The sequence below is a fragment of the Mastigocoleus sp. MO_188.B34 genome, assembly GCF_030065675.1.
Taxonomy (GTDB): domain Bacteria; phylum Cyanobacteriota; class Cyanobacteriia; order Cyanobacteriales; family Nostocaceae; genus Mastigocoleus.
The window spans coordinates 1-20923 of the sequence record NZ_JASJDK010000055.1 but is presented as its reverse complement, the minus strand read 5'-3'; the positions used below and the strand labels follow the sequence as shown (position 1 = coordinate 20923).

The 20923-nt window shown below is 37.9% G+C and carries 12 protein-coding genes; 11 read left to right on the top strand and 1 reads right to left on the bottom strand.

Annotation, left to right across the window (positions count from 1 at the left end; translation table 11 throughout):
• Positions 1–781 precede the first annotated feature (781 nt).
• The 9 genes from QNJ50_RS14710 to QNJ50_RS14670 all read left to right on the top strand — a co-directional run bounded on the left by QNJ50_RS14710 (position 782) and on the right by QNJ50_RS14670 (position 17274).
• A complete protein-coding gene (locus QNJ50_RS14710; RefSeq protein ID WP_300636415.1) occupies positions 782–6052 on the top strand; it encodes a caspase family protein in 5271 nt (1756 codons plus the stop codon).
• A gap of 50 nt (positions 6053–6102) precedes the next feature.
• Positions 6103–6741 carry a Vat family streptogramin A O-acetyltransferase gene (locus QNJ50_RS14705; protein ID WP_300636413.1) on the top strand — a complete coding sequence of 213 codons (639 nt, stop codon included), beginning with the start codon at positions 6103–6105 and terminating at the stop codon, positions 6739–6741.
• Between the two features lie 47 nt (positions 6742–6788).
• Positions 6789–7322, top strand: coding sequence for a dual specificity protein phosphatase family protein (locus QNJ50_RS14700; RefSeq protein WP_300636411.1), 534 nt, complete (start codon positions 6789–6791; stop codon positions 7320–7322).
• Positions 7323–7717: 395 nt separating this feature from the next.
• On the top strand, positions 7718–8494 hold the full coding sequence (locus QNJ50_RS14695; protein ID WP_300636409.1) for a methyltransferase domain-containing protein: 777 nt from the start codon (positions 7718–7720) through the stop codon (positions 8492–8494).
• Positions 8495–8630: 136 nt separating this feature from the next.
• Entirely contained in the window at positions 8631–10508 is a 1878-nt protein-coding gene (locus QNJ50_RS14690) for an ABC transporter substrate-binding protein (protein WP_300636407.1), read from the top strand.
• Positions 10509–11329: 821 nt separating this feature from the next.
• Positions 11330–13438: a hydantoinase/oxoprolinase family protein gene (locus QNJ50_RS14685; RefSeq protein ID WP_300636437.1), complete on the top strand. Its 2109-nt coding sequence runs from the start codon at positions 11330–11332 to the stop codon at positions 13436–13438.
• Positions 13439–13685: 247 nt separating this feature from the next.
• Entirely contained in the window at positions 13686–14462 is a 777-nt protein-coding gene (locus tag QNJ50_RS14680; protein WP_300636405.1) for a putative hydro-lyase, read from the top strand.
• Positions 14463–14562: 100 nt separating this feature from the next.
• Positions 14563–16167 carry a hydantoinase B/oxoprolinase family protein gene (locus QNJ50_RS14675; RefSeq protein ID WP_300636403.1) on the top strand — a complete coding sequence of 535 codons (1605 nt, stop codon included), beginning with the start codon at positions 14563–14565 and terminating at the stop codon, positions 16165–16167.
• 426 nt (positions 16168–16593) lie between these two features.
• The gene (locus QNJ50_RS14670; protein WP_300636401.1) at positions 16594–17274 is read left to right on the top strand and encodes a HEAT repeat domain-containing protein; all 681 of its coding nucleotides are present in this window, start codon (positions 16594–16596) and stop codon (positions 17272–17274) included.
• A gap of 119 nt (positions 17275–17393) precedes the next feature.
• Here QNJ50_RS14670 and QNJ50_RS14665 read toward each other — a convergent pair whose 3' ends face one another.
• Positions 17394–19397: a cytochrome c peroxidase gene (locus QNJ50_RS14665; RefSeq protein ID WP_300636399.1), complete on the bottom strand. Its 2004-nt coding sequence runs from the start codon at positions 19395–19397 to the stop codon at positions 17394–17396.
• Positions 19398–20320: 923 nt separating this feature from the next.
• Between QNJ50_RS14665 and QNJ50_RS14660 the strand changes: the two genes are divergently transcribed.
• Positions 20321–20581 (top strand): hypothetical protein, encoded by a 261-nt coding sequence (locus QNJ50_RS14660; RefSeq protein WP_300636397.1) that lies wholly within the window; start codon positions 20321–20323, stop codon positions 20579–20581.
• Positions 20582–20620: 39 nt separating this feature from the next.
• On the top strand, positions 20621–20923 hold a 303-nt coding region (locus QNJ50_RS14655; protein WP_300636395.1), incomplete at its 3' end, for a hypothetical protein.

Here is a 20923-nt window from a genome sequence, read left to right as displayed (position 1 = left end):
AAGGTAAATACTTGTTCGTATATACTCAGTAACTACTGATGTATAACTGTGAAGCACCCTTTCATTAGCTCTATAGGTGTAGTTCTACTTTTTTATGCAGCGGTGCATTTTTAGTAGGATAGTTTATACTTCAGGGTCGGGAAACCGTATTTCTGAAAATTATCCATACTTACTATTTTCTTGGCACAAATAACTCTTTAATAGTTCTAAAATCCTTATGGAGCAGGTTTTTCAGCAAAAATAGCAAATAGTAAATTATCGAAACACATAACTTTAAAACGTCGTAATGCAAAATTGTTCTTCAGGGTTTTACGACAAAATAATATATTCATTTGTTCCAAAATTTTAATAAGTAGTCATCAGATTTAGTAAGGTGTGACAATTTTAAATTTGTCCACATTTATGCAAATAAATATATCAATAAAATAGCGATATTTTCTATGGTCAGGTGTGACAACTTAAAACCTGTCTTTTTTATCCGTAAAAACACTATATAAAGATGAAAATACGAAATAAAGGTAGTTAGGCTCAGACGCCATGTCTAAACGCATTTTGCTACGTTTTTCGGATGTCTATTCCTTTTGGTAGATAATACAGCAATACAGCATATTTTATTGGGAGAAATCGTTATACCTACAAAGGACTTGTAGTTCGTACATTAATAAATATTAGAAGTTGGGTTACGGAATTACGTCCTAACACACCCTACCATTACATCTTTCACTGATTGGAACTTAATTACCAATTTTATGTAAAAATTATAGTTCATTTATGAAGGAAAATGTCACCACTCGGTATTGCAACCAGTTCTTCGACTCACACCTCACGTACAGACCAAGGTAAACTTTGGGTACTGTTGGTGGGAGTAAATGCATACCAGGATAAGAAATTACCAAAACTAAGTTATTCCGCAGTTGATTGTCAGGGTTTAGCTGAAGCCTTAGCTGCTACTGAAGGTAGATTTACAGCCAAGGAAGTTAATATCTATCACGATTCCGCTTCGGAGAAACCTACTCTCGGTAATACAGTTGCTTGTCTGGAAAAAATTACCGCCTTAGTTCAACCCCAGGATACCATCCTATTTTATTTTTCCGGCCATGGAATTCTTGACCTGGAAACAAATCAAGCAATTTTATGTTTGACAGATACTAAAAAAGATAATTTATTAACAACAGGTTTACCTTTAGAAAAATTATTACAATCATTAACCAGTAGTGCGGCTCATCAGCAGTTAGTTTGGTTAGATGCTTGTCATAGCGGTAGCATCAATTTGATATCCCAATCTAATCCTACACCGCAATTTATCCAAGTATTACGACGACGTGCGGAGAAAAGTAAAGGTTTCTATGCTTTACTTTCCTGCGATCGCGGACAACAATCTTGGGAATTTCCCGAATTAGGACATGGTGTTTTTACATATTATTTAATCCGAGGATTGCAAGGGGAAGCTGCAGATATTCAAGGAGCAATTGATATTGATGCGCTTTATCGATATGTCTATCATCGGACATTACAATATATTGATAAAACAAACCAATTATTGCGGCTGATTAATCAGCAAAAAAGAGGAAAAGGTGAAACCGAACTATTTTCGGAATATTCCTTACAAACTCCCAAAAGAATCGTTGAAGGTGTGGGAGAGTTAATTCTTGGTTACAAACAATCGGAAGTAAAAAAAAATCGTCAACGACAAGCAGTAATTGTCGATGGTTTACCTGGAAGTAAAAATATATTATCTCTCACAAAGTTACTTAGTGGTGTAGCTGATTTTGAATTACATTATTTAAGCTGTAATGGAGATAATGCAGCAGATTTCCGCGAATCGATTCAAGATTGTCTACAAATAGATCGAGTAGAAAATAATCCTAGAGAAAATCACTATAAATTAATATCTAGGCAATTAGAAGCAGGAGAAACAGTATTAATATATTTACGGGGAAAAATAATTCAAACGACTGATGGAGAAACAGTATTATTATTAGGAGATAAAGTAAATAATATAACTCTAAGTCGTTCTTGGTTAAGACAACAACTAAGACATTCCCCCTTCAGACAACAAATTATCATTTTGGATTTTCCGGAAGCAGAAGATTTAAAAGATTGGGTGGAAGATTTAGAGTTAACCCCACTCCAAGGACAATGTTTAATTGCTGCTGCTTCCAAAAAAGATGACCCGGAACAGTTTGCTCGCACTTTATTAGATACTTTAGATGCAACATCAGATCCCAATGGTTTATCTGTAGCAGCTTGGATCGCTCAACTGCAAATATCTCTGGTTAATTCTTTACCTTTACATATTTGGCTATCTGGAGTTAGAGGAGTAATTGAAATTATCCCCGCAAGTAGGGATTTATCGAGATGGGAAGAATCAGAAGGTTTTGATTTAGGAATTTGTCCCTATAAAGGTTTAAGAGCATTTACAGAAACCGATACTCAATATTTCTTTGGACGAGAAAACCTTACCCAACAAATAATTAATCAATTAAATCAACAATCGTTTTTAGCAATTGTTGGAGCATCCGGAAGCGGTAAATCCTCAGTTGCTCGTGCTGGATTAATTGCTCAATTACGCTTAGGAAAACAAATTCCAAATAGTGATAATTGGTGGGTTAGAACTTTAATTCCTGGTGTCAAACCCTTAGAAAATTTAGCACGGGTACTCCAAGAAGATAGCCCCCTAAATTCCCCAACTTTGGGGGACTTTGAGATTTTTCCCCCCAAATTTGGGTGGTTAGGGGGGCTAAATTCCATATCTCCTTCACATCTTTTACTGGAAGGAATCCAATACCTTGGAGTAGAAAGTTTTGTTTACTGGTTGCGCAGTCGTCCCGAACCAATGGTAGTTCTGGTCGTAGATCAGTTTGAAGAATTATTTACTTTAACAACAGACCTAGAACGGGAGAAATTTTTAGAACTATTATTGGGAGCGTTGGAATATGCTGCTGACAAATTTAAGTTAGTAGTCACATTACGAGCAGATTTTATGGCTGCGGGTTTAGAAACACCCAAATTAGCAACATTACTACAACAATCTCATATTTTGGTTCCACCACAAATGCATGAAGATGATTATCGTCAGGTAATTTTTAAACCAGCAGAACAAGTTGGTTTGCAAGTGGAACCAGAACTAGTAGAAGTTTTATTGCAAGATTTGCAACATTCAGCTGGCGATTTACCTTTATTAGAATTTGTTTTGGAACAATTATGGGAATATCGCAGTAACGGAAAACTTTCTTTATCAGCTTATCAAAAACAAATTGGTGGGATTTCTGGAGCCTTAGAACGTAAAGCTCAAGCTGTATATGACAGTTTAGATCCACAAGGACAAGCTTGTGCAAAATGGATCTTTTTAACATTAACCCAACTGGGAGAAGGAACCGAAGACACCAGAAGACGGGTCTTAAAATCAGATTTGAAAGCGAAAAAATATTCACCCGAACTAGTTGAAAAGACCCTACAAAAATTAACAGCTGCCAAATTAATTGTGGTAAATCTGGAAGATAGTGGTTTGATCGGTGGAAGTCGCGGTATAGATCAAAGCAATCGCGGTGAAAATGCAGGAATACACCAGGATCCAGATGCACAGACACAACATGATAAAAATGTAGAGACGCGACACGTCGCGTCTATGAAACAGCAGGTAACAGTAGAAGTCGCCCATGAAGTATTAATTCGTCGCTGGTCAACCCTAAGATGGTGGTTAGAAGAAAATCGATCGCGGTTGCGTTTGCAAAGACAAATCGAACAAGCAGCCCAATTATGGAAAAATAATTCTCAGCAACCTGATTTTTTATTGCAAGGGGTACGTTTAGCAGAAGCAGAAGAAATTTACATCAAATATACCGATGAATTATCCGGTGATATTCAGGAATTTATCGAAACCTGTTTAGAAGCTCGACGATCGCAACAATTACAAATCCAACGTCGTCAACGAATCGTCAAAATTACCGCAGGTGCGATCGGGACATTGGGAATAGTTGCTTGTGTGTTTGGTGGTGTAGCTTACCAACAATCCCAAAAAATTCGTCTCCAAGAAATTACAGCTTTAAATTCTTTATCGGAAAACTTTGTACTCTCAGATAAGTCCTTAGAAGCATTATTAATCAGCGTTAAAGCCAATAAACATCAGCAAGAACTGAGTTTTGTTCCAGAAAAACTGCGTCAAACCAGCGAAAATAATTTAAGTAGAGCGCTAGCTCATCTCCAAGAACGCAACCGTTTCGAAGGACATGAATCCTGGGTTAGTGGGGTAAGTTTTTCCCCAAACGGTCAAATCATAGCTTCTTCTGGTGCCGATCGAACTATCAAATTATGGCAAAGTAACGGTAAATTAATTCGCAGTTTTATCGCTGACGAAATCGCCCCAATTAATGTTACTTTTTCCCCAGATGGTAAGATCATAGCCTCTGCGGGTACCGATGGAACCATTAAATTGTGGAATCTTGACGGTAAATTACTGCAAACATTTACGGGTCACCAGGAAACAGTAAACAGCGTTCAGTTTTCTTCTGATGGTAAAATTCTGATTTCTGCAAGTGATGATAGCACCATCAAAATTTGGAATCGAGATGGAAATTTACTTCAAACCTTATCCGGACATACCCAAGGAGTGAACGCAGCAACCTTCTCACCAGACGGTAAAACCATTGCATCTGCGAGTGATGATGGAACCGTTAAGCTATGGAATTTAAACGGTAAATTACTCAAAACATTGACAGGACATACCAACGAAGTCCTCAGCGTTAACTTTAGTCCTGCACATAAAAATATCGTATCAACTAGTGCTGACAAAACCATCAGAATATGGAATCTTGCAGGTCAACTACTAACAACCATTACAGGACATCAAGGTGGTGTCAGTAATGCAATTTTTACTCCCGACAGTCGAGCAATTATTTCTGTCAGCGCCGATAAAACCATTAAATTATGGGATTTGGAAGGTTCTTTAATCGAAACCTTAAAAGGACATACCCACGAAGTTAATAATTTAAGTTTGCATCCCAACGGTAAAACTTTAGCTACCGTCAGCGACGACCATACAGTCAGAATTTGGGAAATCGATAACTTACTGATAAGAACCCTAGGGGGACATACGGATGAAGTTACCAGCGTCAGTTTTACCCCAGATAACAAACAAATTATCTCCACCAGCGACGATCGCACCACTAGAATTTGGAATCGTCAAGGAAAACTACTGGAAACATTAAAATCACCTATCCCTGATATTAGCAGTTTCGCCTTCAGTCCAGATCGTAAATTATCTGTTATTGGAACAGGTAATGGTGCGATCGCAATCCAGAAAAATGATAGTAAAAGCCAATTAAAAACCTTAACAGCACACAAAGACTGGGTTATCAACATTAACTTTAGCCCCGACGGTAAAACCTTTGCTTCCGCAGCAGGTGACGGTACAGTGAAAATTTGGGATATTGAAGGTCGTCTATTACATACCCTGAAAGGACATACAGGTTGGGTAACCCAAGTTAAATTTAGTCCCCAAGGAGATATTATTGCTTCCGCAGGAGCCGATAAAATTATTAAATTGTGGAGTAAAGAAGGTAAATTACTAAAAACCTTAAAAGGTCATAAAAGTAGTGTTTGGTCATTAATTTTCCATCCCCAAACCGATATTATCGCCTCCGCAGGACAAGACCAAAACATTATTTTCTGGGATCGAAACGGTAAAATCATTAAAACTCTCAAAGGACACCAAGGTTTAATCAATACCATTAATTTTTCCCCAGATGGTAAACTGCTTGCTTCAGCAAGTGACGATGACACAATCAAAATTTGGGATTATCCCACAGGTCACTTACTCAAAACCATTACCGGACATCGTGGAAACGTCCGGGGAATTAACTTTAGTCCCAACAGTAAAATTTTGATTTCCGGAAGTAGCGATCGCACCATTAAACTGTGGAATTTAGCACCAATAATCAAAGATTCTGCAGAGCAACGGGATAAACTCTTAGAAAAAGGATGTTTAACGATAAAAAATTACCTCGAGAATAATCCGAATATTACCCCTGAAGATCGGGAAATTTGTCATTAACGGATGAGATTGGTAAGGGATGAAGTAAACAAAAAATATGACTTGTAATTATGTACGGAGCAGACCCCACAGAAAAACATCCAATGAAGGGATTTCCCCAAATCTGCTTCATCAAAAATACCGTATCCAATCCTAAGATTATTATTGGTGATTATACTTATTACGACGACCCCGAAGATTCAGAAAAGTTTGAGCGCAACGTTCTTTATCATTACCCCTTCAGCGAAGACAAATTAATTATCGGTAAGTTTTGCGCTTTAGCTCGAGGCGTAAAATTCATTATGAATGGCGCTAATCATAAAGTCTCCGGATTCTCTACCTATCCCTTTCAAATTTTTGGTAACGGTTGGGAAAAAGTAACCCCTCAACCCCATGAATATCCTTTCAAAGGTGATACCGTAGTTGGTAACGATGTTTGGATCGGTTATGAATCCGTAATAATGCCGGGTATAAAAATTGGCGACGGAGCGATTATTGCTGCTAAATCAGTAGTTGTGAGTGATGTTCCACCCTACACAGTTGTTGGGGGAAATCCAGCCAAAGTAATTAAACAGCGATTTAATGACGAAGTTATTAAGATGTTACTAGAAATTGCTTGGTGGAACTGGAATATAGAGAAAATTTCCCAGAATTTAGAGAAAATCGTCGCTGCTGATATTGATGCTCTCAAATCCGTCACTGATATTTGACCAGAAAAATAACAGTATTAATCGCCAATTCGTCTGGGACTGGGAATATGCAGATTGATTTAATTGAAACAGATAGATTAAAAGGCGAAAGAATATGTAATGAGCATTGGAAATTATTGCTTGAAATGGGTTCTAATTCAGAAGTTATGGCGACATTGGGAGGTACTTGGAGCCAAGAAAAAGCAAAAGCAAAAATGAAATCGAATTGCGAACAATGGGAAAATTATGGACATGGTCAATGGATATTCTTTGATAAGAAAACTGAAGTTCAACTGGTCGATCGCCAAATCCTAACCCAGCAAACTTTACCATTTTTAGCGACAGCAGACCATCGAGGTGAAAAAGTAGTGGTTCACTGTTCTGGAGGAGTCGGACGCACGGGACATGTTTTAGCTGCGTGGTTAGTCGCGCAACGGGGATTTTGTAACAAAACTGCGATCGCAACTGTTAAACAAACTGGAAGAGATCCCTATGAAGCGGTATCTTTTGCTCTCCTTAAAGGTCGAAATCCTGGGAAAGTTATGACGGAATTAAATGCACTTCTAGATTATTGTCGTGATGGTACACAAATAAAGCGATAATGTATTTAAGGACTTCCAAAAAATAATTTATATAGCGCTACGTAGTTAGGTTAAGACATTAGAAAACGCCCAAACCTATGAGTAATAAACTTTTGATTTTTGACTTTTGACTTTTGACTTTTGACTTGCGCGTAGCGCTATACCATTATTTATTCATTGTAGGGGCGCACCGACGTGCGCCCTATTGAGTGGTATATTTTTTTAATAGGAAGTTCCTTATTGTTTGACGGTGGGTTACGGCGCAATTAATCTGCAAGGTAAAATATAATATTCACCCCCCTGTGTCCCCCCTTGGTAAGGGGGGATGGCGAACGCAACGCGCGGGGCGAACGCTGGGAAGTACAATATATTGCAAATTCATAAAGAAACATATACCCGTTACCAACTCCACAGATATGACGCTCTACGATGCAATTGGTAGAAATTACTCCCAAACAAGGAAAAGAGACCCACGTATTGCTGTAAATCTCTTAGAAATTTTGCAATCTTCACAAGGTTCTACCATTGTTGATATTGGTGCTGGAACCGGTTCTTATGCTACTTTCTTAGCCGAACATGGCTATCGTGTTATTGCTGTCGAACCATCTTCCATCATGCGCGAACAAGCAATTGCTCATCCCGCGATTCAATGGGTAGATGCTCGTGCTGAAAATTTACCCCTACCCAGCAGTTCGGCAGGTGCAGCAATTATTATGCTTGCTTTTCACCATTTTCAGGATTACTCAAAAGCTTTAGAAGAAATTAATCGGGTTACAGGTAACGGACAAATTATTGTGTTTACCTACGATCCGAGTGCGATTGCTGATTTTTGGCTGACAAAATATTTTCCTTCTTTTACCGAGGATGTGCGATCGACGTTTTTACCAATTTCCAATTTAGTATCGGAACTTGAAGCAGTTACAGGTAAAACAGCAAAGATAACTGACTTCCCTTTACCTTATGACTTATCAGATTCTTTTGCTGCGGTCGGTTGGGGACGACCCGAAGTTTATCTCAACAGCAAAATCCGTAATGGTATTTCTTCCTTTGCAAAACTTGAAGCTACCGAATTAGATCGTGGTTTATCTTGCTTAAAAGAAGATTTAGAAAGCGGAGTTTGGGAACGAGAATTTGGATATCTACGCAAACAACAGCAATATGATGTGGGCTATCGTTTTGTTTATAGTTCGTAAAAGTATACAACTTTTCCTTAAGGTCATTTCAATATAAATCATCGCATATCTGTAGACGTTATTTGTACATTCATAGTACAAGCTGAGTTGAAAATTACACTATTATTTATCTGGGAAAAGCCATGGAGATACTGACATGTCCGAATTCTGTCAGCAGGTGATTGAAAAACTCAGCATCAATATTGATCTGTTTGTTCAGAGATTAGAGGCTACTTCAAACAAAAAGCAACTTAGCGAACTGGAAAAACTAATAATTTGTCAATCTTTATTAGGGTATTCTCGACAACAAATAGCTCATAAAGTTAACTTACCCGAGCAAAATATTAGAGATAAACTCAGCAGACGTATCTATCCTGCGATCGCAGAAGTTCTGGAAGCAGACCAAAAAGAAATCGCTGGAAATTGGGTAATGATTTTAAATTTATTACTCAATCCCAAAAATGGTTATAAATTGAATTCCCCTCCTCAATTAAATAGTGACAATTTCCAAGGAAGTTTTGGCAGACAGTTTTTTCTTTATCCACCCAATAAGACAATTGTTCAGCTACAAGTTGAAGGTTCGCAATTCTATCAGCAAGGACTTTTCTATCAAGCATTAAAATGTTTTCTCTGGGCTTGGAAACTGGAGATAGATATTTATGGGAAGGGAAATCCTGAAGTCTCGATCTATATTAATAACTGTTTAATTGAATATAAAAAAAATATCTTACAACAGCGAAATATAAATATTTATACTATTGCTGTGGTAGTGCCATTTCATCATAATCAGGGTGGGATTGCGACTGAAATTCTACGAGGAGTTTCTCAAATTCAATTACAAGTAAATATACAAAGCTTCGATAAAATCAATATTGAGAAGGAAATAAGCTTAGATGACATCAGGCCTAATACATTTTTTAATATAAATAATGCAATTATTGCTCCAATAGCTTTACAAGTTCTAATTGTCAACGATCTGAATAATTTATATACACAATATAACCAAACAGCAGAGAATTTGGTGAATTTAGCATCGCAATTAAATTTGATGGCGATTATTGGTCACTATTCCAGCGAAATGACTAAGAAGGCATTAGAATTGTATGCTAAAAACGGACTACTGCTAATAAACCCTAGTAGTACATCTAATGAACTTTCTTATTTATCTGGTGGTGAAAGACTATCTTTTTTCAGACTTACAACTCAAGATAGCGTTAACGCTAGACGATTAGCCGATTATTTAATAGAAAAGTCTGCAATTGAAAACACGATTCAAGGTAAAAGTCAAAATAAAGTAGCTATTGTTTACAACAAAAATAGTAGTTACAGTACCTCGTACAGAAATACAATTAGCGAATATCTAAAGCAACATAAAGAAAAGTTTGTTTTTTTAGACGAATGTGGCGATATCAGCGAAAACTACTATCAAATTCAAACTTACCTAAAAGATCTTAAGAAGAAAGAAGTAGATATTATCATTATAATTCCTGACGGAGGGATAGAACCATTATCCCTCAGTAATTCTTGGTTAATTAGCCGACTTAACCTCAAAAATTGTTTGATAGCAGGTTCGGCTACATTTTATCAAGAAAATGTTTTACATTGGATCCAGGAACAGAGTCAATTTAATTCAAGCGATCGGGATGAAACGAGTAAAAATCAATGCCAAATTATTGCTTGTATTCCTTGGCATTGGCAAAGTCAGAAAAATGGGTGTAATAGTGATAATTATCTAGCCCAGAATTTTTGTCAAATCGGGACTCAATTATGGGGAAAAGAAAACCTAACATGGCGCAGTGCAACGGTTTTCGATTCAGTTTTAATAATTTTAAGAATTTTAGAGAAATATCGTAGCCAAAACAGTCAATCTTTACTCGTACATATGAATAAATATTTTAAAGAGCAAAGAGAGACAATTAAAGGAGTAACGGGAGAAATTAAATTTAATGAAACAGGAGATAGAATTAAACCACCAACTGAAATAGCCGCTGTGAAGTGGAATGAGCAACAGCAAAAATGGATGTGGGAAATTTAATTCTGATTCAAGTACAAATTTAAATTTATCAATTAGGTAATACTTTGAAGATTTTTGCCCTCGTAGCTATAAGCTTTACTATAAATATCTTGTGTAACTCCTATAGCAATCATATCTGATTTGCGAACAGTAAATCAATAAGAGGCGTAGCAATGCTACGTCTCTACAATATTCATGTTCATAAATGATTTAGGATTACTATAGTCTTTATTTTAATTAGGTATTCATAGTGACAACATTTGTCTTAAAAGATTCTACATACGAAGTATAAAGTACAGCAAATACAGTATTAATATATTTATATGAATGAAGCCTTTTTAGTCTAATAATTATGTCTTTCCTCAAACCAAAAAAACCTAACTTTTTCGTAAATAATTTAATCACTTTGATTTTCGTTACTGGATTAGTATTTATTGCAATGATAGATGGAGATTACCGATTGAATTTTTATAATTTGGCAACTTCTGTTATTACTTATGATTTACTGAATAGGAATAATAAAAAAAACAAATTTTAATTCACCAATAATCGCTCTTCCATGACTTTCGCCAGAGTATATCTTGAAATCCTTACAGCGTTCACCGCAGGTGCGCCTAACAAGGTTTTACGTAAGAATCAATATTTTAAGCTTTGTATGAGAAATTAAAGTTCAAATCCCTAACAGTATATGGGTTTTAGATTTTAGCTAAGATTATTGTTTCACCAGAGTGATGAAAGAGCGATAATAAATATCTACGTCGGTCGTCAAAAAATTCTATATCCGAAGTAGAAACAGTCCAAATCTCCTGTTAGTCTACTGTCAGATGATGACTAATCAAACAATGTTAAAAGTATTTGCTGATAGGGGTGGAACATTCACAGATATTGTTGCTGTTACTAATGACCAAGGGATTATCGATCGACTTGTAACCCATCCTCAACGTTTTTTAATTGTTCCTCTTCCTAACCAACAATGGGTAATCGTTTATAAATTACTTTCAGAAAATCCCGAACAGTATCAAGATGCAGCAATTCAAGGTATTCGCGATATCCTGGGACTTTCGAGAAATGAATCCATTCCCACCGCAGCAATTGAAGTGGTAAAAATGGGAACTACAGTCGCAACCAATGCACTGTTAGAAAGAAAAGGCGATCGCGTTGCACTTTTGATTACCAAAGGTTTCAAAGATGCTTTGCGAATTGGTTATCAAAATCGTCCTGATATCTTTGCGCGTCAAATCATTTTACCAACCATGCTTTACGAGGAGGTAATAGAGATTGAACAAAGGTATGATGCTCGAGGTAATGAATTAATTCCATTAAATATTGCAGCAGTCAAACAAGACTTAGAAGCTGTTTATAATCGCGGGATTCGTAGCTGTGCTATAGTTTTCATGCATAGCGATCGCTATCCCCTCCACGAACAACAGGTAGCTCAACTAGCTCAGGAAATTGGATTTACGCAGATATCTGTATCCCATCAAGTCAGTCCTCTGATGAAATTGGTCAGTCGGGGAGATACAACGGTGGTCGATGCATACTTAACTCCGATTTTGCGTCGCTATGTAAACCAAGTTGCTAGTAAATTACCCGGAGTTAAACTCATGTTTATGAAATCTGACGGGGGTTTAGTTGCAGCGAAGCAATTCCAAGGTAAAGATAGCATTTTAAGTGGTCCAGCTGGGGGGATTGTCGGCGCGGTACAAACTAGTAAAAGGGCGGATTTTGAGAAGATAATCACTTTTGATATGGGAGGAACCAGTACGGATGTCGCCCATTTCAAAGGAGAATACGAACGTCAACTAGAATCGGAAATCGCCGGTGCGCGGATGCGAGTTCCGGTCTTAGCAATTAATACCATCGCTGCTGGTGGCGGTTCAATTCTATTTTTCGATGGTTCCAGTTATCGCGTCGGACCTGAATCTGCAGGTTCAAATCCCGGACCTGCTTGTTACCGACGTGGGGGACCATTAGCTGTAACTGATGCTAATGTGATGTTAGGAAAAATTCATCCCCAATATTTTCCAGCAGTTTTTGGAATTGATGGTAATTTACCCTTAAATAAAAATATCGTCACTGAGAAATTTGCTCAACTAGCCCAAGATATCGCAGCAGCAACCGGAAATACTTCTACACCGGAACAGGTAGCAGCTGGATTTATTACGATCGCAGTTGAAAATATGGCAAATGCGATAAAAAAAATCAGTTTACAACGGGGTTACGATGTCACTGAATATGTACTTTGCTGTTTTGGTGGTGCTGGAGCGCAAGTTGCTTGTTTAATTGCTGATACTTTGGGGATGAAAAAGATATTTTTACATCCTTATGCTGGGGTTCTTTCTGCATATGGGATGGGTCTAGCAGATATCAGAGCAATGAGGGAAGGGGGAGTAGAAAAGGTTTTAAATGAAGAATTAATTCCTGAGTTACAGCAGTTAATGAAAACTTTGCAGGAACGAGGAAAGGATGAATTAAGTAATGAGGAAGTCAGCGCAGAAGTACGCAAACAAGAAATAGTTAGAAAGCTCAATCTAAAGTATGAGGGGACAAGTTCAACTTTAAGCATTGATTTTGTTGAAAATGTAGAAACGATGCGTCTCGATTTTGAGAAAGAGCATAAATTAAGATACGGTTTCGTGCAATCGGAAAAAGCATTAATAGTAGAATCAGGCTCAGTCGAAGTGATTCAGAAAATGGATACTCCCGCAGAACCTTTAATTACTAGTACCCGTGGAGTAGATGAAATTCCTCCACCTGTTGAAGTGGTAAAGATGTTCAGTGTGGATCGATGGTACGATACTCCGGTTTATCGACGCGAAGACTTGCAACCGGGGGATACTATTAAAGGTTCTGCAATTATTGTAGAAAAAATTAGCACCATTGTAGTTGAGCCAGAATGGGAAGCAAAATTAACTCAACGCAATCATTTAATTTTAGAGCGTATTGCTTAAAGCGTGTTTATACGAAATCAAAAAAACAAAGTAAAAAGTTAAATCATTTTAGAGTGTTTTGAACACATGACTATTTTAACCCATAACCAATAATTATTTGAGCGTCTAATGCACCATCAAATATCATGCATGCCAATATATTGCACGTTTCTTATAGATATCAAAATCCCAATTTTCGTTGATTTTCTCACAAAATAATCCATCAACTAAATAATATTATTCCAATAAAATCATAAGGAGACTTAAGGTGTTAAACTTTCCTTCTGAAATCCGCCAACTTTGTAGGTGTGGAAAACTAGACACTCCTACTCCTGGACTCGGATTAGGATTTGTTCAAGCCAACTTAGTTGTACTACCATACACTTTGGCATTTGAATTTCTACTCTTTTGTCAGAGAAACCCCAAAGCTTGTCCCATACTTGATGTTACAGAGATTGGAGATCCCGAACCAAAAATAATTGCTCCTGAAGCTGATATCAGAACCGATCTCCCACGTTACAAAATTTTTCGCCGTGGTGATTTTATCGAAGAAACAACCGACATCAGAAAATTTTGGAGAAATGATTTGGTGGCTTTTTTAATTGGTTGTTCCTTTTCTTTTGAAAATGCCATGCTTAACTCTGGACTATCAGTGCGACATTTAGAAGAGAAAAAAAATGTCCCTATGTACAAAACTAACATTCAATGTATCTCCACCCAGACATTTTCCAGTCCCTTGGTAGTTTCCATGCGTCCCCTTCCTGCTGATAAGGTCGTTCGTGCGGTGGAAGTAACCAGTCGATACTATAAAGCACATGGTTCTCCCATACATATTGGAAATCCAGATGCGATTGGGATTGAAGATTTAGCAAAACCCGATCATGGCGATCCTGTCACAATTAATGATGGTGAGGTTCCTGTTTTTTGGGCTTGTGGTGTAACGACTCAAACTGCAATCCTTCAAGCAAAGCCAGAACTAGCAATTACCCATAGTCCCGGACATATGTTTGTTAGCGATTTGAAAGATGAATCTCTTACCTTTTAAGGTCAATCACAAAGCGATGTCTCCGGCGATATAGATTTAAAAATTCCCTCTACGTTTTCTAAATATCTGCTGTTCTATGTAGAAACATCAAAAATCAACCATGAAAACAACATCAAAACCCGACCCCGTTCGCCTAGAAATATTCAAAAATCTCTATCAATTCATCGCCGAACAAATGGGAATCGTGCTGCAAAACACAGCAGCATCAGTAAATATAAAAGAACGCCTCGATTTCTCCTGTGCTATCTTCGACACTTCCGGTTTATTAGTAGCAAACGCCCCCCATATTCCCGTACACCTAGGCTCAATGAGCGAAAGCGTCCGCAGCTTAATTCAAGATAAAGGTGACAGCATCAAGCCAGGAAACGTATATTTATCCAACAACCCCTACAACGGAGGAACACATCTTCCCGACGTCACAGTAATTACCCCCGTATTCCCAAACTCAAAAACATTAAAGGAAAAACCAACAAACCATCCGTTAAACACTAATCATCAATTGGACATAACCCATCCGTTACCCATATTTTATGTTGCCTCTCGCGGACACCAAGCAGACATTGGCGGAATAACTCCCGGTTCCATGCCTCCCCACAGTACCACAGTAGAAGAAGAAGGAATTTTATTTGATAATTTTCTCCTAGTTGAAGGAGGTAATTTTCGAGAAATTTTAGTTAAAGAAAAACTCTTAAATCATAAATATCCCGCTCGTAACACCAACCAAAATATAGCCGATTTTAAAGCCCAAATCGCCGCTAATGAAAGGGGAGTTCAAGAACTCCATAAAATGGTTGCACAATATGGACTTGAAACAGTCCAAGCTTACATGACATTTGTGCAAGATAATGCCGAATCAGCAGTAAGAAAAGCAATTGATGTTTTAAAAGATGGCTCATTTAGCTACGAAATGGATAATGGAGCCACGATTCAAGTTAAAGTCACAATCAATAAAGAAAATCGTAGCGTCAAAATTGATTTTACAGGTACATCAGAACAACTAAATAGTAACTTTAATGCCCCCAAAGCAGTAACCCAAGCAGCAGTATTATATGTCTTTCGTACCCTAGTAAATGATAATATTCCCCTCAATGCCGGATGTTTGAAACCTTTAGAAATTATCATTCCCGAAGGTTGTATGCTTAATCCAACCTACCCAGCAGCAGTAGTCGCAGGTAACGTCGAAACCTCACAAGTAATTGTCGATGCTTTATACGGTGCTTTGGGAATTATGGCTGCATCCCAAGGAACAATGAATAATTTTACCTTTGGGAATGAAAAATACCAGTATTACGAAACAATCTGTGGTGGTTCCGGTGCGGGTGCAGACTTTGACGGTACAGATGCAGTCCAAACCCACATGACGAATTCGCGTTTAACCGACCCAGAAGTTTTAGAAACTAGATATCCCGTACTTTTAGAAAACTTTAGTTTGCGTCCAAATAGCGGTGGAAAAGGAAAGCATTCCGGTGGTAATGGGGTTATTCGCCGCATTAAATTCCTCGAACCCATGACAGCAAACATTCTTTCCGGACATCGAAACACCCCTCCCTTTGGCTTAAACGGTGGAGAACCGGGACTTATAGGACACAACAGCATCCAGCGTCAAAATGGAAAACAAGAAAACTTAGACCCCACAGCTACAGTCGAAATGGAAGCAGGAGATATTTTTATTATTGAAACTCCAGGGGGAGGAGGGTTTGGGTAGAAGTCAAAATTCAAAATTCAAAAGTGGTAAAGACGTAGCAGAGGCTGAACCGCACCTACGGTGAACGCCGACGCCGTAGGCTCTGCTACGTCTGTACAGGATTCAGGAGTAACAGTAAAAAGTTACAAATAACCCATTACTCATTACTCATTACTCATTACTCATTACTCATTACTCATTACTCATTACTCATTACCCAATCGCCAATCCCTAATCCCCAATCCCCGTTCTCTGCTATGTTAATTTTTAGAGCTTGAGATCGAAGGTGTGTTCTCTAATTTACCCATAATTCTCTTTCGTTCTCACTTACCTTGTCTCTGACTATTCCCATTTTATAAGGGATGAACTTTGATAGAGGTAGCTCTATATTGGGTAATTAGACGACCATGAAATCGCTCTTATTATACTCCGAAGTTAGCTAGCAAAATGAACCAAGATCCCATTGAGCAAATTGAGATTAACCTGCGTGCAGAAACGCTTAACCAACGCAAAGAAGCTTTGGATGAATTAGCAGAGTTTCCTGCAGAGATTGCTGTTCCAGTTTTGCAAAGGTTAGTTTCAGAAAAAGATTTTGGCTTGCGCCGTCTGGCTGTAATGGGTTTTGGTAATTATACCACCGAAGCTTCGTTTCAAACACTCAAACAGATTATAGAGCAAGAGCAAGACCCCAATGTTTTGGCGGAAGCTGCTAATTCTGTTTTTGAATTTGGCGATCGCGCAATTCCAATCTTACAAAAATTATTTGAGGTTTCTGACAACTGGTTAGTTCGTCAAACAGTTATTTCTCTGCTTGTAGAAACCGATTGCTATGAGATATTATTATCAGTCGCAACACTTGCACTCCAAGATGAAACAGAAACAGTTAAACAAACAGGTATTTCTGCTTTGGGTCAACTGCTAAAATCATCTGTAAAAGATCGAGCCTTAGATTTATTGACCCAACTTGCAGGGGATGAAAACTGGCGATCGCGCTGGAAAGTGGCTTATGCACTGCAACATTCTCAGGACTTGCAAGCTAGGGGTTTAATTGCCAAACTGCAACAAGATGAAAATTATCGGGTAGTAGCAGCAGCTTTGGAAGTTGCGTCTGACTGGGGAGAAAAGTAATTTTGACAATTGGTAATGGGTAATAGCTAATGGGAAAATCAATTACCAATTATCAATTACCAATTACCAATTACCAATTACCAATTACCAGTTACCAATTACCAATTACCAATAAAAAATTAACCTTCTAAAAAGTTCGGTAAAGGTTTACCACCACTACCAACAGCAGGTATTTCCAGAAGGTTATCTTTCCCTTGCTTAGTTCCGTCGTCTCCTTGAATATCTGGATCTGCAATCACATTTTGCTCGTCATTTGGATGTCCGTTAGGAAGAAATAACTGTGGATGGTCAAAAGGTGCTTTTTGGTCGCGAACTCGCTCATCAGTCAAACCTTTAAGAAAAGCAACTAGTGATTTTTTTTCTTCTGCAGAAAGATTAAGTGGAGGAAGATTTCTTCCAAAGTCTCCACCCCGATTATAAAATTCAATTACCTGTTCCAAAGTCAACTGACCACCATTATGAAAGTAAGGAGCAGTCAGTTCCACGTTACGGAGTCCAGAAGTTTTAAAAGCTCCATCTGCGATGATATCTCCTTCATTTTCGGGGATAATTGATGGTTCTTCACCCAAAAGTCGTTTAAACGTACCCTGTAAAGCAAGTCTTGCTTCTGAAAGGGGATTGTCAAATTGGTCTTTACCTCCAACTCCAAGGTCTTCTGCAACTGGTCTAACCCCAATATTAAAAAAGCCAGTATCTCCCACCGGAGCACCAGGAAATATGCGTGTAATGCGCTGCTGGTTAGCAACATTGCTATTTGAAGCTGCAGTCAACTCCGAACCAACATGACAACCAATACAAAATCCCTTGGTTTGGAAAATTTCCCAGCCTTCTTGTTGCTCTGGAGTTAAAGCACTGTTTTCACCACCGAGAAATTCATCGAAGGGTGTTTGGTCAGAAACTAAGGTTGATTCATATTCTTGCACCGCTAACCCAAAAAATAAAGCAAAATTATATTCTGCAAGGGTAAATTCATTAGTTGAGAGCGGTCTATTTCTCGGATTACGTCTAAATCTCCGCCTTCCAGTTTTTGGATCGACCCGGACAATAATATTCGAGTCCCACCATTGTCGTTGAAAAGCTTGTTCAATCATTCCCTTGTAGGACTTGTTAATACCGGGCTGAGGAAAATTACTGAAGCTGCCTAATACACTGTCATCACTAGCAACGACTTGTTTATTAAGAGGATTAACAGCAAGCATTTTCTTACCTAGTTTTCTCCCCACGCTTCTAAATCTTCGTCTGGGTCTTCGGGGAGGTCTTTGTGGTCTAGGTCTTCGAGAACCTCTTTGTTGGTTAACATCTGGTGCTACTTCTACTCCTTCCGTTGCAGAACCACTATTGATAGTGCGACCTCGACTATCACGTACTTCAATTCGATCCTCTGAATCAGATAATTCCACAGTAGATGGTGAAATAATAGGTTCGACTTCCGCACTAAGTTCAAAAGAACTTTCTGGTGGTCCCACAGCTTGGGAAGCTAAGGAAGAGTTATTGATCCGAACTCGAACATCTTGAAGTCGTCTTCTATTTTGAGCTTTCAAAACGAAAGCATTATTGTCTCTTAAGCCAAAAGGATTCACACCATTGAAAATATTTTGTGCTCTTCCATCCCAAAAATTACGAAAATTGAAAACTGAATTTATAGTAGTTGGGGTATTACGAGCAGTTACCCTGCGTACATTCACACCATTAACATTAAACACCTCATCTCTTATGGGAGTAGTTTTATCCTTATCGCTACCAGGTTCGACATCAATAAATCTTGCTCGAAACACTCCTTGAGAACCAACAGCATCATTGACATCAGATATCACTTTAGAAGAAATATCATCTGGATCCTCTAGCTTATGAAATGGAAAATCCGATGACTTTAACTGATAATTTGGTGCAGATGCAATATCAAAACTATTACTAGAACCTGGATTGATTTGGTTTTTCGACCTATTGTCAGCCCCAGCATGGAAATGACAACTAGCACAGGATTGAATTCCATCGCTACCAAGTTGCATATCCCAAAATAGAGATTTCCCTAAAGCGATAGCAGCTGTTTTATCTTTAATAAACTTATCGATATTGTCTGGTTGGGGAATTCTTATCTCACCAAGTGGTCTAATAGAGGACATTTGCGCGGAAACAGAATGTCCAGCGAATATCATCACTGCTACCAAGGTGGTAATAGCAGACAGTTTTTTCAGACTGCGAAATGTTTTGAATATTCTCAGTTTGAATATTCTCAGTTTGAATATTCTCAGATAGATATGTCTATTCAGATACTGAAATACAGTAAAAGCTAAACCTTGTATATTTCTGAACATTGAGATTAACAGAAAAAAAGTAGAGTATTATTTGTGACTTTTTTTTGAGACAACATTTATTTTGTTTGACTCAATACTATTTATTCAGTTGTTAATGATGGTTGACAAGTAATTACCCATATAAGTTTATTTTCATACGAACAAATAAAAGTCAAGAAGTAAACTCTTGGATTCTTGTATGTCACCCTGATATTTGTCCATAGTGTTCTTTATAATAGGTGAACCTTTGTTGGACTTATACAAATTCTATAGTTCTGCAAAATACCAAGCTTGGTTATCAATTGCAATCAGGGTATGAAACCTTAGATTAATTGAATGTTAATGGTTACGACAAAATATTCCTTAAGGAATTAAGAGGTTTACCAAAGTTTACCCAAAGATAATTTATATCGGAATTCGTAATCTGTGGGTATGAAAATTATCTAGATATTCTTGTATAACCTATTCTCTATTCTTTTATGTAAATAACTATGATGCGAATTATGGTGCGTAAATAATTGTGAAGGCAGACAAAATGTCTGCCTTTTTTCACATATAAAATTGTGGAGTACATTAAACAAAAGTTTAAGTTTCTTGGGCACACAGAACATATCCGGAATCTGTGTTATCCTAGTCTTTCAACTAGCTCCTCAAGCGTTAATTCCGGCACTCCCTGCCGTACAAAAATAATTATAGTAAATTAAAACTAGAAAACCAGCTAACTATAAATTACTTTACAAAGAAGGTGAAAAATGGGTCGCTTAAATCCTTACTCATTGCAAATGCAAATTACCCAAATGTTTGACCAAGGACAATCTTTCTTTGCAACAACAAAAGTGCAAGATTGGTTAAAAGAAAAAGGTCAAAATCCCCATGATTATGAAATTACTTTCCATAAAAAACCTGCACCTCCAGGTTCGGGGAAAATAATTGCAATCGAAATTGACTTGAAACGCAAGGATGGACAACCTGTAGATCCTTGGTTATTGGAACAAGCGAATTTGGAAGCTTAATTTAGAAGTCAGGAATCAGGAGTCAGGAGTCGTAGAGACGTGACATGTCGCGTCTGTACAGAAGTCAGAAGTCAGGAATCAGAAGTCAGAAGTCAGAAGTCAGAAGTCAAGAGTCAAAAGTCAAAAGTCAAAAAAAAGTCAGAATTCAGGAGTCGAAAGTCAAAAGTTAAAAGTCAGAAGTCAGAAGTCAGAAGTCAGAACAGACCGCATCTTGACAGACCAGCAGGAGTCAGAAGCAAAAATTTACTCATTACTGTGCGCAATACCTACGGTACGCTAACGCTAGCTACGCGCCCCGCTGCGCTAACATTACTCATTACTGTGCGCAATACCTACGGTACG

Bases quoted from the DNA above. Each gene is read 5' to 3' on its own strand.
- QNJ50_RS14665 (WP_300636399.1), bottom strand. From the start codon at position 19,397: ATGTCCTCTATTAGACCACTTGGTGAGATAAGAATTCCCCAACCAGAC.
- QNJ50_RS14660 (WP_300636397.1), top strand. From the start codon at position 20,321: ATGGGTCGCTTAAATCCTTACTCATTGCAAATGCAAATTACCCAAATG.
- QNJ50_RS14670 (WP_300636401.1), top strand. From the start codon at position 16,594: ATGAACCAAGATCCCATTGAGCAAATTGAGATTAACCTGCGTGCAGAA.
- QNJ50_RS14710 (WP_300636415.1), top strand. From the start codon at position 782: ATGTCACCACTCGGTATTGCAACCAGTTCTTCGACTCACACCTCACGT.
- QNJ50_RS14695 (WP_300636409.1), top strand. From the start codon at position 7,718: ATGACGCTCTACGATGCAATTGGTAGAAATTACTCCCAAACAAGGAAA.
- QNJ50_RS14690 (WP_300636407.1), top strand. From the start codon at position 8,631: ATGTCCGAATTCTGTCAGCAGGTGATTGAAAAACTCAGCATCAATATT.
- QNJ50_RS14675 (WP_300636403.1), top strand. From the start codon at position 14,563: ATGAAAACAACATCAAAACCCGACCCCGTTCGCCTAGAAATATTCAAA.
- QNJ50_RS14700 (WP_300636411.1), top strand. From the start codon at position 6,789: ATGCAGATTGATTTAATTGAAACAGATAGATTAAAAGGCGAAAGAATA.
- QNJ50_RS14685 (WP_300636437.1), top strand. From the start codon at position 11,330: ATGTTAAAAGTATTTGCTGATAGGGGTGGAACATTCACAGATATTGTT.
- QNJ50_RS14705 (WP_300636413.1), top strand. From the start codon at position 6,103: ATGTACGGAGCAGACCCCACAGAAAAACATCCAATGAAGGGATTTCCC.